Consider the following 12,931-nt stretch of genomic DNA (forward strand, 5'->3'; position numbering starts at 1 on the left):
CACCGCCTCACGGCTCGTCCGGCGGCCACAGCCCGAGCCGCCGGCGGAGCGCGACGACCTGCCCCAGGTGGTACGCGGCGTGGTCGGCGGCCAGGAGCAGCTCGCGGAGCAGCGTGTAGCCCGGCGCGTGGTCCAATTCGGCGAACAGGTCGCCCGTTTCGGCGAGAGCGACGAGCGCGTCGAGGTCGGCCAGGAACGCCTGCCGAGTCGCCTCCCACTCCGAGCCGTGGGGCGGGGCGGGGCGGTCGGGCCAGTAGTCTGCGGGCCAGTCCTTGGTGCGGTAGCCGGGGGACCGAACGAACTCCAGGATGTCAGCCTGGGTAAACCGGAGGTGCCAGAGCAGCTCCCACAAGGAGTATTCGCCGCCCGCGCGGTCGCCGACGCGGTCGGCAGGCACGCCGCCCAGCGCGGTGCGTGCGTCGACGTGGGCCTGGCGGCCTTGGAGCAGGGCCGCCACCTCGTGACGGAGGCGGTCATCGGAGGCGAGGGAGCGGGGCGGGGCGGGCACGAGCGTATGCAAAGGAGGGAAGAAGGCGGACCGCCGGGGGAACGGGCCAAGAGCGGGCAGACTTTCACACGCATGTCATGGTGGACGTCTTTGCTCGCTCTCGCCACCTTGGCCCTCGCGGGCGGAGCGGCGACGGTGTGGCCCGACGCTCCACCCGCGGTCGAGGTCCACGGGACCGCGCACGCCTCCGAAACCCCGGCCGAGAGCGGGGCGGAGGAGGAGGCCTTCCACGGCGCCCCGGCCGTGGCGGTGGGTCCTGCTGCCCACCCCGCCCCGCCCAGTGCGCGCCGAGCGGCGCCTGTGTGGATGGCCGCGCCCGCCGTCCCGCCCCCGGAGTAGGTCGGCCGGCCGGCGCTGCGTGCCGGCCTCCCCCCACCCCGCTCCCGTGCCGGGTGAGCGACTCGCTCCCCCCGGCCTTCGATCTACGCGTCCGCTGTACGCGGGCGCCGCCCTCCCCGACCCATGACTTCCCGACTCCTTCCCCTCGCCTCCGCCCTCTTTCTCCTTGGCTGCGCCTCGACCGAGGCCCAAGTCGCGACCTACGACTACGACCCAGCCATCGCCCTGACGGCGGAGAGCCAGGATGCGCTCACGCCGATGGAGGTGCTCCAGCGCCTCAAAGACGGCAACGAACGGTTCGTCGACGGACAGGCCGTATCGCGCGACTTTCTCGACCAGGTCCGCCAGACGGCAGGCGGCCAGTACCCGATGGCCACGATCCTCGGGTGCATCGACAGCCGAGTCCCGCACGAGATCGTCTTTGACAAGGGCGTCGGCGACATCTTCTCGGCCCGGATCGCCGGCAACTTTGTCAACACGGACATGCTGGGCTCGCTCGAGTTCGCCTCGGCCGTGGCCGGCGCGAAGCTGCTCGTCGTCCTCGGCCATACCGACTGCGGGGCCGTCAAGGGCGCCTGCGACAACGTCCAACTGGGAAACCTGACGGCGACGCTCGCCCACATCGCCCCGGCCATCTACTCGGTAAACGACATCGAGGGGCCGCGGACGGCGGCCAACAAGGACTTCGTCCACGCCGTCGCCCGTGAGAACGTCGATATTCAGGTCCAGAACGTGGTCCAGCGGAGTCCGGTCCTCCACGGGCTCGTCGAGGCGGGCGACCTCATCGTGATCGGCGCGATGCACGACGTGGCGACGGGCGAGGTCGAGTTTTTCGAAGACTCGATGCTCACGTCCGAGACCATCGGCCGCTAACCGCCCCGCCCTTCCTCCTGCGGCCCGGAGCGCACGTTCGTGCTCCGGGCCGCTCTGCATCACAGCCCGTGCGCTTTTCCGCCGCCGCCGCCCTCGTCGTTCTGCTCGCCGCCCCGCCCGCGAGCGCCCAGCGCGCGCCGCTCGCGCCCGACTTCGACCTCGTCGTCTCCGGCGGCATTCAGCCCCGCGCCAGCGTGGGCGTCGAGGACGCCGAGGGCGACGACGAGGTCCGGTACGGGGCGGGCCTCCGCCGCGCCCGCCTCCAGGTCCGCGTGCTGTACCGCGACCTCGCCGGCGTCGAGTACGACGTCGACGGCGGGGCGGGGCGGGTCCAGAGCGTCGACCTGTTCGCGTTCGTGGCCCTCGCCGAGGGCGTGCAGGCCCGGGCCGGCTACTTCCCCGTCGCGCAGCCGCGCGGCGGCATCCTCACGCCGTACTTCCTCATCGACGCCGTCGACCGGGCGGTCGTCGCCGAGCGGTGGCTGGCCGGGACGGTCGGCGGCGACGGACGCGACCTGGGCGTCGACGTGACGGTCGCCCGCGGGCGGACGCTCGCGACGCTCACGGTCCACAACGGGGCCGGCACGCTCAACCCGGCGGCGGGCAACGTCCGCGAGGGGATCTCGAACCCCGACGTCGCGGGCGGCCCCGAGACGTCAGGGCTCGCCGTGTCGGCCGCGGCGTCGCACCAGGTCGGCGGCGGCGTCGAGGTCGGCGCGTTCGCCGGGCTCAACGCGGCCGGCCCGGAGCGGACGGACCGCGGCGCCGGCGGCCGGAGCTACACGACGGGCGGCGCCCACCTGTACTGGGGGGCCGTGCCGGGCAACCAGCCGGTCCGCCTCAAGCTCGACGCCCTCGCGCTCCGGTACGCCGACGACGGGCGGGGCGGCCAGAGCGCCGTCGGCCTCTCGGCGCTCGGGGCCGTCCGCGTGCTCGACCACGGCGAGGCGTTCGCCCGCGCCGAGAGGTTCTGGGCCGACACGGACGCCGACGCCGACGACTACCTCACGGCCGGGCTCAGCTACAGCCCGAGCGGCGCGCTCCGCGGCCCGTACCACCGCGCCCGCCTCACGCTGGCCTACCAGTACCGCGACGGCGCCGCGCTCCCGGACGCCCACCTCGTCATCCTGCAGGGCCAGCTCGCGTTCTGAGCGGCCGGGGCCAGACCGCCCCGCCCGGGCGGGGTGGCGCACGGACCGCCCCGCCCCCAGAACCTGTTTGGTACACGAGATCGCTGAGTTCGCGAGGCGCTCGCCACCCCGCCCGTGTCCCCGCCCTGTCCCTCTCCCAGCGGGGGAGGGGACTTTGTAGTGGGCGCTGGGGCGGGGCGGGTGCACAGCGAACCTTCAGAGCGCGTAGTAGAGGGTCTCCCTCCCCCGCCGAGGAAGGACCGGACCCGAAGGGCGGGGTGGGGGACGGACGCCGAGCGGGCGTCTCGGGCGGGGTGGCCGCCCTAGTCCCCCCTCCCAACCTCCCCCCGTTGGGTGGAGGCTCAGAGTTGGCCCCAGATTCAACCGGTCGTCGCAACGGTCGGTGGTGGTCGTAAGGCCTCGTCCATCGCTTCGGCTGGTGTACGCCAGCCTAGCGTCTTGCGGGGACGAGTGTTGAGCGCTAAGGCTACCGCCGCCAGCTCCGCCGCGCTGTGCGTGCTCAGGTCGGTCCCCTTCGGGAAGTACTGACGCAGTAGACCGTTCGTGTTCTCGTTCGTCCCACGCTGCCACGGACTGCGAGGATCGCAGAAGTACACGGGCAAGCCGGTCTGCTCCCGAAGCTCGGCGTGCTGCGCCATCTCGGCGCCCTGATCCCACGTCAGCGAGCGGCAGACCCGGTCTGGCAGTGGATCCATCGCCTGCGCGACTGCCTTGCGGACGGCCTCGGCGCCGTGTCCAGCCAGGGCCGGACCGTTCTTTTGGCGCGGCGCGGACCCGTGGTTGTCCATTCGAGGAAGCGGGAGCAGGAGCGTGTACCGCGTCGTGCGCTCGACCAGCGTGCCGATGGCTGAGCTACCGAGTCCGAGGATGAGGTCGCCCTCCCAGTGACCCGGCACCGATCGGTCGGCCGCTTCCGGTGGGCGGTTGCGGACGAGCAACTCGGGTGAGACAAACGATTTGCCACGCCCCCGCGTCCGGGCTCGCGGCGCGCGCAGGGTCCGCCCGGTTCGCAAGCATGCCGTCAGTTCGCGCGCCAGCCCACTCGGTCGGCTGTCATCGGCGTAGAGCGCCTGGTAAATGGCTTCGTGGCTAATGCGCATCGACGGGTCGTCGGGGAAGTCGACCCGCAGACGCGCGGCGATCTGCTCAGGGCTCCACGACTGCGCCCAGCGCCGAGGCTTGCGGCGTCCGTGTCGCCGTCCCTTCCACTCCACCGCCGGTCCCGGGACTTCGGCCCCGCTCGGCGAGGCGACAGCTCCGCTGAGGTGGTCCAGCCCGTAGGCGCGCAGCCTGGCGTTGGTGGTCAGCTTCGTTGGCCTGGGGCGCGCGGCCGATCGGTCGGCGTGCCACTGGGCTGTGGTCGCACGGTAGGCGAGCGACCGGCTGCGCGTGGCTGCGTTGCGACGGAGCTCTCGCGAGACCGTCGACGCTGCCCGGCCGATCCGGCGCGCGGTCTCGCGGACGCCGTGGCCTTGCGCGCGCAGCAGCGCGATCTCCTCTCGCTCGGCGAACGAGAGGTAGCGCCCCGAGAGTGCTGGGGCAGAGGGTGCGAGGTGTGTCGGGGGCATGCCACCAGCGTGTCGGAACCATCGGACCCCGACGGCCGGGGAGACGCCCACGCTACGGGCGGCGTCGACGCTGGACTGCCCGTCCGCGATGGCAATCCAGAACCGTAATCGGTGCGAGCGGCGCCCGACCGGCGGCCGCCCGGGTGAATGGAGTGGAGGACGTCCGGTGTTGTCAGGGTGTCGCGTCCGAGTGCTCATCGCAGATCCCTCCTCAAGGGTGTTGCGACGACCGGTTGAATCTGGGGGCTACCAAACAGTCTCTGAGAGGCCGGCGGCGGGCGCTCGGGCGGGGCGGGCGACGATTCACCGGACGCTCGCGGGGCGGGGCGGCTCCGGCAGGCCCGGTTCTGCGTAGGATGCGGACCGCACCACCCCGCATCTGCATGCCCGACGCCGCCACCCCGCCCCCGACGACCGCCACCGAGCCCGTTCCGATTGCCGTGGCGTACGGCGACGGGATCGGGCCGGAGATCGTGGAGGCCACGCTCCGCATCCTGGAGGCGGCCGAGGCGCCGCTCCGCTACGACACCATCGAGGTCGGCGAGGCGGCCTACCTCAACGGCCACACGTCGGGCATCGCGCCCGAGACGTGGGACGCCATCCGCCGGCACCGCGTGCTCCTCAAGGGGCCGATCACGACGCCCCAGGGCGGCGGCTACAAGAGCCTCAACGTGACGCTCCGCAAGTCGCTCGGCATGTTCGCGAACGTGCGGCCGAACAAGAGCTATGCGCCGTTCGTGGCCGCGGCCCAGCCGGGCATGAACCTCGTCATCATCCGCGAGAACGAGGAGGACACCTACGCCGGCATCGAGCACCGCCAGACGACCGAGGTCTACCAGACGCTCAAGCTGATTACGCGGCCCGGGTCGGAGGCGATTGTCCGCTACGCCTTCGAGTACGCCCGCGCGCATGGCCGCCGCAAGGTGACGTGCATGTCGAAGGACAACATCATGAAGCTGACGGACGGGCTGTTCCACCGCGTGTTCGACGAGATCGCGCCGGAGTACCCCGAGATCGAGGCCGAGCACCGGATCATCGACATCGGCGCGGCCATTGTGGCGGCGCGGCCCGAGGTGCTCGACGTGGTCGTGGCCCCCAACCTCTACGGCGACATCATCTCCGACATCGCCGCCGAGGTCTCGGGCTCGGTCGGCGTGGCGGGCTCGGCGAACGTGGGCAGCTCGTTCGCCATGTTCGAGGCCATCCACGGCTCGGCGCCGGACATCGCCGGGCGGGGCGTGGCGAACCCGTCGGGGCTCCTCAACGGAGCGGTCATGATGCTGGTCCACCTAGGGATGCCGCGCCACGCCGAGACGATCAAGAACGCGTGGCTGGCGACGCTCGAGGCCGGCATCCACACGCCGGACATCTACCGCCCGAAGGCCAGCGAGCGCCAGGTCTCGACGGAGCAGTTCACCGACGCCGTGATCGAGCGGCTGGGCGAGCGCCCGAAGCACCTCAAGCCGGTCGAGTACCGCGAGGCCGGCGTCCACGTCGACGTCCACCCGACGGCGCGCGTCGAGAAGGCGCTGGTCGGCGTCGACGTGTTCCTGGACTGGGACGAGGACGGCCGCGTGCCCGACGTGCTCGGCGGCCGCCTGAGCGAGCAGGACGGCGACGGCCTCCGCCTGAAGCTGATCACGAACCGCGGCGTGAAGGTCTACCCCGACGGCCTCCCCGAGACGTTCTGGACCGACCACTGGCGCTGCCGGTTCGTGGCGACGGACGAGGCGGCCACGCCGGCCCAGGTGGTCGCGCTCCAGGGCCGGCTCGTCGAGGCCGGGTTCGACGTGATCAAGACGGAGAACCTGTACACGTTCGACGGCGAGCGTGCGTACTCGCTCGCGCAGGGCGAGTAGGGCCGCCCCGCCCGTGACCGAGTGTGGGCGGGGCGGGGTGGTTCCTGGGCGCCGCCCCGCTCGGTTCGGACACGGCGCGCCGTGTCCCTACGAGTCGCAGCAGGGCACCGCGCCACCCCGCCCCGCCCGCTCGCAAGCGATGGTCGGCAGGGTCCACCGCCCCGCCCCGCCGGCACCTCGGGCGGGGTGGCCGGCGTCCTGTCTGACCCGGGCACGGCGAGCCGTGTCCCTACGGGTGCCGCTGGTCGCGGGGCCACGACGGTTGCCATTCGCCGTCACGTCGAGACGGGCGCGGGCGGGGCGGGGTAGCTTCGGGCGCCCTTCTGCCCGCCCGTGCTCGACGTCCTTCTCGCCAGCCTGCTCTCGCCCGTTGTCCTGGCGTTCGTGCTGGGCGCCGTCGCCGTCGCCGTCAAGAGCGACCTGGAGATCCCGGAGCCGCTCTACCAGGCGCTCTCGATCTACCTCCTGCTCGCGATCGGGCTCAAGGGCGGGGTGGCGCTCAGCGAGACGCCGCTCGGCGACGTGGCTGGGCCGGTGCTGGGCACGCTCGCGCTCGGCGTGCTCACGCCGGTCATCGCCTACAACGTGCTCCGCCGGCTGGGCCGGTTCGACCGGACGAACGCGGCGGCACTCGCGGCTCACTACGGCTCGGTCTCAGCCGTCACGTTCATCGCCGCGCAGGCGGTCGCGGCCTATGCCGGCGTGCCGTCGGAGGGGTTCATGCCGGCGCTCGTGGCCGTGCTCGAGGTGCCGGCCATCATCGTGGGCTTGCTCATCGCGTACGCGCGCGGCGACCGGGCGGGGTCGTGGCAGGAGGCGCTCCGCGAGGTCGTGACCGGCCGGAGCATCGTGCTCCTCGTCGGCGGGACCGTCATCGGGTGGATCGCGGGCGTGGAGGGGACCGAGAAGGTGGCGCCGTTTTTCGTGGCCGGCTTCCAGGGCGCGCTCACGCTCTTCCTCCTCGACATGGGCATGACGGCGGCGCGGCGGCTCCGCGACCTCAAGAGCGTCGGCCCGTTCCTGGTCGCCTTCGGCGTGCTGATGCCGGTCGTCCACGGGGCGCTCGGCGTCTGGGTCGGGCTCGCCGTCGGGCTCTCGGTGGGCGGGGCGGCCGTGCTGGGGGCGATGGTGTCGAGCGCGTCGTACATCGCGGCGCCGGCGGCGATTCGCGTCGGGCTCCCCGAGGCCAACCCCGCGTACTACCTCACGGCCTCGCTCGGGATCACCTTCCCGTTCAACCTCACGGTCGGCATCCCGCTCTACCTCACGCTGGCCCAGTGGTGGGGCGGGTAGGTCGGTACCGGGTACTCGGTACGGAGTACGGCTTCTGGCGCTCGTTCGGCGTCCGTACCCTGTACCTCGTACCCCGTACCCCCGAGCATGCAGACCGTCACCTACCGGCTCGTCACGATCGTCGCCGAGCGAAGCGTTCGCGACCGGCTCCTCGACGCGCTCCACACGCTCGGGGCGACCGGCCACACGATCGCTGACGTCAAGGGCGAAGGGTCCAGGGGGGCGAGGACGGGCGTGCCGGGCGTGCCCAGCGTGAAGGTCGAGACGGTCGTCCCGCCGGAGGTCGCCGAGCGGATCGCGGAGCACGTGGCCGAGCGCTACTTCGCGCACCACTCGGTCATCGTCTACCTCCAGGACGTCGAGGTCCTGCGCGGGAGCAAGTACGCGCCGCACAACGAGCGGGCGTAGGGGCTCGGGGTTGCCCCGGGGACGTCCGCCCCGCCCCGGGTAGCGGCGTTGCATGCAACGCCGGGGCGGCGCCGAGCAGGTTCCCGCCCGCCCTGCGCCCAGGCGGGGCGGTGAGACGGAGCCCGGCCATGCCCACCCCGCCCGCGAAGGCCAGGGCGGGGCGGTTGCCTAGTGTCGTGACAGATTGTTCGTAGTCTCTGCTCGGTCAAACGCCAACCTCATGGCCGCCTTCTCGCTCGACCTCCGCCGCCGCGTCCTCGGCGCCGCCCTCGCCGACGGCGCGCCCACCGAGCACGCGCTCGCCGAGCGCTTCGGCGTCAGCCGCGGCTTCGTCCAGAAGCTCAAGCGCCGCTGGCGCACCGACGGCACCGCCGAGCCGGTCGGCCACCGTGGCGGCGCCCCGCGCAAGCTCTCCGACGACGACCGCGCCGCGCTCGTGGCGTGGGCCGACGGCTCCGACGCGACCTGCGCCGAGCTCCGCGACCGGCTCGCCGCCGAGCGCGGCGTCGGGGTCGCCCGCTCGACCGTCAACGGCGTGCTCGTCGCGGCCGGGCTGACGCTCAAAAAAAGACGCTCCGAGCCGACGAGCGCGACCGCCCGGACGTAGCCGCCGAGCGAGCCGCCTTCGCCGAGGCGCAGCCGGCGCTCGACGCACGGCGGCTCGTGTTCCTCGACGAGACCGGCTCGAACGTCACCGTGACGCGGCGCTACGGCCGGTCTCGGCGGGGCCAGCCCGTCTACGACGCCGTCCCGCTCAACCGCGGCAAGAACCTCACGGTCGTCGGCGCCATCCGCGCCGACGGCGGGCGCGGCGGGGTGGTCGCCTGGCGCGCGATGGACGGGGCGATGACGGGCGAGCGGTTTCTCGCCTTCGTAGTCGAGGCGCTGATCCCTGCGCTCTCGGCCGGCGACGTGGTGGTCATGGACAACCTCTCGGCTCACAAGACGAAGGTGGTGCGAGCGGCCTTGGCCGAGGCCGGGGTCGGCGTGCTCTACCTGCCGCGGTACTCGCCGGAGTTCAACCCGATCGAACTGTGCTGGTCGGTCGTCAAGGCGCGGCTGCGGGGCGTGGCCGCGCGGACGCGGGAGGCGCTTCGTGCAGCCGTGGCCGACGCGCTGGCGGCGGTCCATGCCGAGCAGGTCGAGCGGTGGATACGCCACTGCGGCTACCGGCTCACGAACAATCTGTCGCGACACTAGGGGTCGCCCACCGCCCCGCCCGAACCAGCCGACCCCGAACCAAACAACCCCGAACCCCCCGGACCCTGAACCCGCCCGAGGGCGTGGCGGTACCACGTCTCCCCCACCCCGCCCGCACACGTCGATGCCCGCCCACGCCGCCCCGCCCGCCGTCGCCACCGACGCCGACCTGCCCGCCGACCTCGACGCGCGGCTCGGCGAGCCCGGCCGGTTCCCGTTCACGCGCGGCGTCTACCCCGCGATGTACCGTGAGCGGCTGTGGACGATGCGCCAGTACGCCGGCTTCTCGACGGCCGAGGCCTCCAACGAGCGCTACCACGCCCTCCTCGCTGCTGGCGCGCGCGGGCTCTCCGTCGCGTTCGACCTGCCGACGCAGATCGGCTACGACGCCGACGACCCGATCGCCGAGGGCGAGGTGGGCAAGGTGGGCGTCTCGATCTGCTCCATCGACGACATGCGCCGGCTGTTCGACGGGATCGAGTTGGAAGACGTCACGACGTCGATGACCATCAACGCGACGGCGCCCGTCCTGCTCGCGCTCTACGTGGCCGTCGCCAAGGAGCAGGGGGCGGACTTGACGAAGCTCGGCGGGACGATCCAGAACGACATCCTCAAGGAGTACGCCGCGCGCGGGACCTACATCTACCCGCCCCGCCCGTCGATGCGCTTTATCACCGACACGTTCGCGTGGTGCGCCGAGACGGTGCCGCGGTGGAACACGATCTCGATCTCGGGCTACCACATCCGCGAGGCCGGGTCGACGGCCGCCGAGGAGCTCGCGTTCACGCTCGCCGACGGGATCGCCTACGTCGAGGCCGCCCTCGACGCCGGGCTCGACGTGGACACGTTCGGGAAGCGGCTGAGCTTCTTCTTCAACGCGCACAACGACTTCTTCGAGGAGATCGCCAAGTTCCGGGCCGCGCGGCGGATGTGGGCGCACGTCATGCGCGACCGCTTCGGAGCAACGGACACGAAGGCGCAGATGCTCCGGTTCCACACGCAGACGGCGGGCTCGACGCTGACCGCGCAGCAGCCGATGAACAACGTGGCGCGGACCACGCTCCAGGCCCTCGCCGCCGTCCTCGGCGGCACGCAGTCGCTCCACACGAACGGGTTCGACGAGGCCCTCGCGCTGCCGACGGAGCAGGCCGCCACGCTCGCGCTCCGCACGCAGCAGGTGATCGGCTACGAGAGCGGCGTCGCCGACGCCGTCGACCCGCTCGCGGGCTCCTTCTACGTCGAGCGCCTGACGGCCGACATCGAGGCCGAGGCGACGCGGCTCATCGAGGAGATCGACGACATGGGCGGGGCGGTGGCCGCCATCGAGGCCGGGTTCTACCAGGACCGCATCGCGCAGTCGGCCTACGCCGCCCAGCTCGCGGTCGAGTCGGGCGACCAGGTGGTCGTCGGCGTCAACCGCTTCCAGACCGACGGCGACGAGGCCGACGTCGAGCTCCTCCGCGTGTCGGACGCCGTCCGCGAGGGCCAGATCGAGCGGCTCCGGGCGCTCCGGGCGGGGCGGGACGAGGCCGCGTGGGGCGCGGCGCTCGACGCCCTCGAAACGGCGGCGCGGGGCGACGAGAACGTGGTGCCGCACGTGCTCGACGCCGTCGAGGCCGAGGCGACGGTCGGCGAGGTCGCAGGCCGGCTCCGCGAGGTCTGGGGCGAGTACCAGGGTTGACCGCCCCGCCCGAGGCGTAAACTGCCCCGCCCTTTCCACAACGGCGCGGTGCGCGCCCGGCCTACGCCGCCCCGCCCAGGTGCTCGCGGACGAACGCCGACGCGCGCGCGAGCGAGGCGTCGGCCTCCTTCAGCCACGGGGTCCAGAGCTGCCACATGTGGAACGCGTCGGGCTCGACGTGGAGGCGGACGTCGGCGCCGGCGGCCTGGCCGCGCTCCGCGAGGAGCCGCGCCTCGCCGAGCAGCACCTCGGTTTCGCCGACCTCGACCCAGAGCGGCGGAAGGAGCGACAGGTCGTCGACGAGCGGCGAGATGGTCGGGTCGTCGTCCGGGAGGTCGACGGGGCCGGTCGCGATCGAGGCGCAGCGGCGGTCGTCCTCGTCGTTGTTCATCGCGTCGCGCGGCGAGTTCGCCTCGCGCGTGTCGCTGAGCCCCGTGCGGTCGGCGTTGGGCGAGAACACGGCGGCGACGGTCGCCGGCCGGTCCTCGCGCGCGAGCGCCAGGACGGTCGTGAGCGTGAGGTGCCCGCCCGCGCTGTCGCCGACGACGGCGAGGCCACGGCCGCCCTCCAGCACCGCCCGCGCCACGGGCAGCGCCGACTGTTGGAGCGGGGCGGGCCACAGCGCCTCAGGCGCGAGCGGGTAGCGCGGCATGAACACGGCCTCGCCCACGGCCGCCGCGAACGCCGCCGCCGGTCGCCAGTGCGTCTCGGGCGAGCCGAACACGTAGCCGCCGCCGTGGAGCCACACCACGCGCGGCGCCTCGCCCGCCCCGCCCTCGGGACGGAACAGCAAACCGGACACGCCGCCGACCTCGGCCTCCTCGCCCATCCCGGCCGGCGCGCCGGCCGCGTCGCCGCGCATGAGCCGGGCGTACAGGTCGCGGAGCTCCGGCGGCTGGCCGTCGAGCGGGATCGACGCGATCCGCTCGGCCACGTCGTCGAACGTGACGGGGCCGTCGAACGGGCCGTCGGGATCGCGAACCGGGTTGTCAAACGTCTTCATAAGGGCGGGGTGGGGCGGACTGAGCGCGAGAGCGGGGTGGTCAGACAGGCAAAGCGAGCGGGCGGGGCGGCCTCCCCCACCCCGCCCATGCGGGCCGTCGGGGGCAGGGCGGCAGCGTCTGGACCCGTACCCAGTACCCGCCCCACGAAACCTCAGATGTCGATGGAGGCGACGGAGCCGCCGTCGACGCGGTAGTTCGAGCCGACGACGAAGCTCGCGCGCTCCGAACACAGGAACGCGATGACAGCGGCGACCTCCTCGGGCCGCCCGCGCCGGTCGAGGACGAGGTGCGGCCGGTCCTCTTCGAGGAACTCGTCGATGGCCTCGTCCATCGTCTCACCCTCCTCCTCGGCCGTCTTCTCCATCATCCCGTCCGTCATGTCGGTCGCGATAAAGGCCGGCGCGACGGAGTTGACGAGCACGCCCTTCGGCGCGTAGCGCTGGCCGAGCGCCTTGGCGAACGTGAGCAGCGCGGCCTTGGCGCCGTTGTAGACGACCTCGTCGCTGTACGGCTGCGCCACGTTCTCCGACGTCACGAAGACCACGCGGCCCCAGCCGCGGTCGAGCATCCCCGGCATCGTCGCCTTCGCCATGCGGACCGCCGACATCATATCGGTCTGCCACGCCTCCATCCAATCGTCCTCGGTGATGTCGCTCAGCGGGTCGCCCTTGGCGCCGGTGATGCCGGCCGTGTGGACGAGGATGTCGAGGTCCCAGTCGACGGCGGCGGCCACGGCGTCGGCGCCGTCCTGGCTGCCGAGGTCGGCGACGACCGAGCGGAGGCCGTCGCCGCCGAGCCCGTCGGACTCGAGGATCTGAACGGAGAGGGCGAGCTCGCTCTCGTCCAGGTCCGTCATGAGTACGCGCGTGCCCTCCTGGCGGAGGATGCGGGCCGTTTCGAGGCCCATGCCGCCGGCGGCGCCGGTGACGACGGCGGCCCGTTCGCTGATTCCGAGGTCCATGGTGTGCAGTAGGTGGGGGCGGGTTGGTCTCGCCGCCCCACCCCGCGGTTCCTGCGCGGCGTCGGCCCGATGCGCGGCTGCGGGGG

11 protein-coding genes and 1 pseudogene are annotated in these 12,931 nt (G+C 72.8%); 8 read left to right on the forward strand and 4 right to left on the reverse strand.

Annotation, left to right across the window (positions count from 1 at the left end; all coding sequences use genetic code 11):
• Nucleotides 1-7: 7 nt before the first annotated feature.
• Entirely contained in the window at nucleotides 8-508 is a 501-nt protein-coding gene (locus tag RQM47_RS13880) for a DinB family protein (protein ID WP_314009337.1), read from the reverse strand.
• Between the two features lie 462 nt (nucleotides 509-970).
• Between RQM47_RS13880 and RQM47_RS13885 the strand changes: the two genes are divergently transcribed.
• Both RQM47_RS13885 and RQM47_RS13890 read left to right on the forward strand, forming a co-directional pair.
• On the forward strand, nucleotides 971-1,720 hold the full coding sequence (locus tag RQM47_RS13885) for a carbonic anhydrase family protein (RefSeq protein ID WP_314009338.1): 750 nt from the start codon (nucleotides 971-973) through the stop codon (nucleotides 1,718-1,720).
• A 68-nt stretch (nucleotides 1,721-1,788) separates the two neighbouring features.
• A complete protein-coding gene (locus RQM47_RS13890; protein WP_314009339.1) occupies nucleotides 1,789-2,871 on the forward strand; it encodes a hypothetical protein in 1,083 nt (360 codons plus the stop codon).
• Between the two features lie 359 nt (nucleotides 2,872-3,230).
• Here RQM47_RS13890 and RQM47_RS13895 read toward each other — a convergent pair whose 3' ends face one another.
• Nucleotides 3,231-4,637: an IS30 family transposase gene (locus RQM47_RS13895; RefSeq protein ID WP_311666072.1), complete on the reverse strand. Its 1,407-nt coding sequence runs from the start codon at nucleotides 4,635-4,637 to the stop codon at nucleotides 3,231-3,233.
• Between the two features lie 185 nt (nucleotides 4,638-4,822).
• On the opposite strand from RQM47_RS13895, the gene RQM47_RS13900 reads away from it, so the two are divergent.
• The 6 genes and pseudogenes from RQM47_RS13900 (at nucleotide 4,823) to RQM47_RS13925 (ending at nucleotide 10,880) form a co-directional block, all read left to right on the forward strand.
• The gene (locus RQM47_RS13900; RefSeq protein WP_311665693.1) at nucleotides 4,823-6,298 is read left to right on the forward strand and encodes an NADP-dependent isocitrate dehydrogenase; all 1,476 of its coding nucleotides are present in this window, start codon (nucleotides 4,823-4,825) and stop codon (nucleotides 6,296-6,298) included.
• Nucleotides 6,299-6,631: 333 nt separating this feature from the next.
• A complete protein-coding gene (locus RQM47_RS13905) occupies nucleotides 6,632-7,591 on the forward strand; it encodes a sodium-dependent bicarbonate transport family permease (protein WP_311665691.1) in 960 nt (319 codons plus the stop codon).
• A gap of 87 nt (nucleotides 7,592-7,678) precedes the next feature.
• On the forward strand, nucleotides 7,679-7,999 hold the full coding sequence (locus tag RQM47_RS13910) for a DUF3240 family protein (protein ID WP_311665687.1): 321 nt from the start codon (nucleotides 7,679-7,681) through the stop codon (nucleotides 7,997-7,999).
• Nucleotides 8,000-8,219: 220 nt separating this feature from the next.
• The gene (locus RQM47_RS13915; RefSeq protein WP_311665684.1) at nucleotides 8,220-8,606 is read left to right on the forward strand and encodes a transposase; all 387 of its coding nucleotides are present in this window, start codon (nucleotides 8,220-8,222) and stop codon (nucleotides 8,604-8,606) included.
• A 14-nt stretch (nucleotides 8,607-8,620) separates the two neighbouring features.
• Nucleotides 8,621-9,199 (forward strand): annotated as a pseudogene (locus RQM47_RS13920) (IS630 family transposase); the annotation flags it as partial.
• A gap of 124 nt (nucleotides 9,200-9,323) precedes the next feature.
• The gene (locus RQM47_RS13925) at nucleotides 9,324-10,880 is read left to right on the forward strand and encodes a methylmalonyl-CoA mutase (protein WP_311665682.1); all 1,557 of its coding nucleotides are present in this window, start codon (nucleotides 9,324-9,326) and stop codon (nucleotides 10,878-10,880) included.
• Between the two features lie 61 nt (nucleotides 10,881-10,941).
• Here the strand turns inward: RQM47_RS13925 and RQM47_RS13930 are convergent, their stop codons facing one another.
• Complete coding sequence (locus tag RQM47_RS13930; protein WP_311665679.1) at nucleotides 10,942-11,883, reverse strand: alpha/beta hydrolase; 942 nt, start codon at nucleotides 11,881-11,883, stop codon at nucleotides 10,942-10,944.
• A gap of 152 nt (nucleotides 11,884-12,035) precedes the next feature.
• A complete protein-coding gene (locus RQM47_RS13935) occupies nucleotides 12,036-12,845 on the reverse strand; it encodes an SDR family NAD(P)-dependent oxidoreductase (RefSeq protein ID WP_311665678.1) in 810 nt (269 codons plus the stop codon).
• Between the last annotated feature and the right edge of the window lie 86 nt (nucleotides 12,846-12,931).

This window comes from Rubrivirga sp. S365 (assembly GCF_032248475.1).
Lineage (GTDB): Bacteria > Bacteroidota > Rhodothermia > Rhodothermales > Rubricoccaceae > Rubrivirga > Rubrivirga litoralis.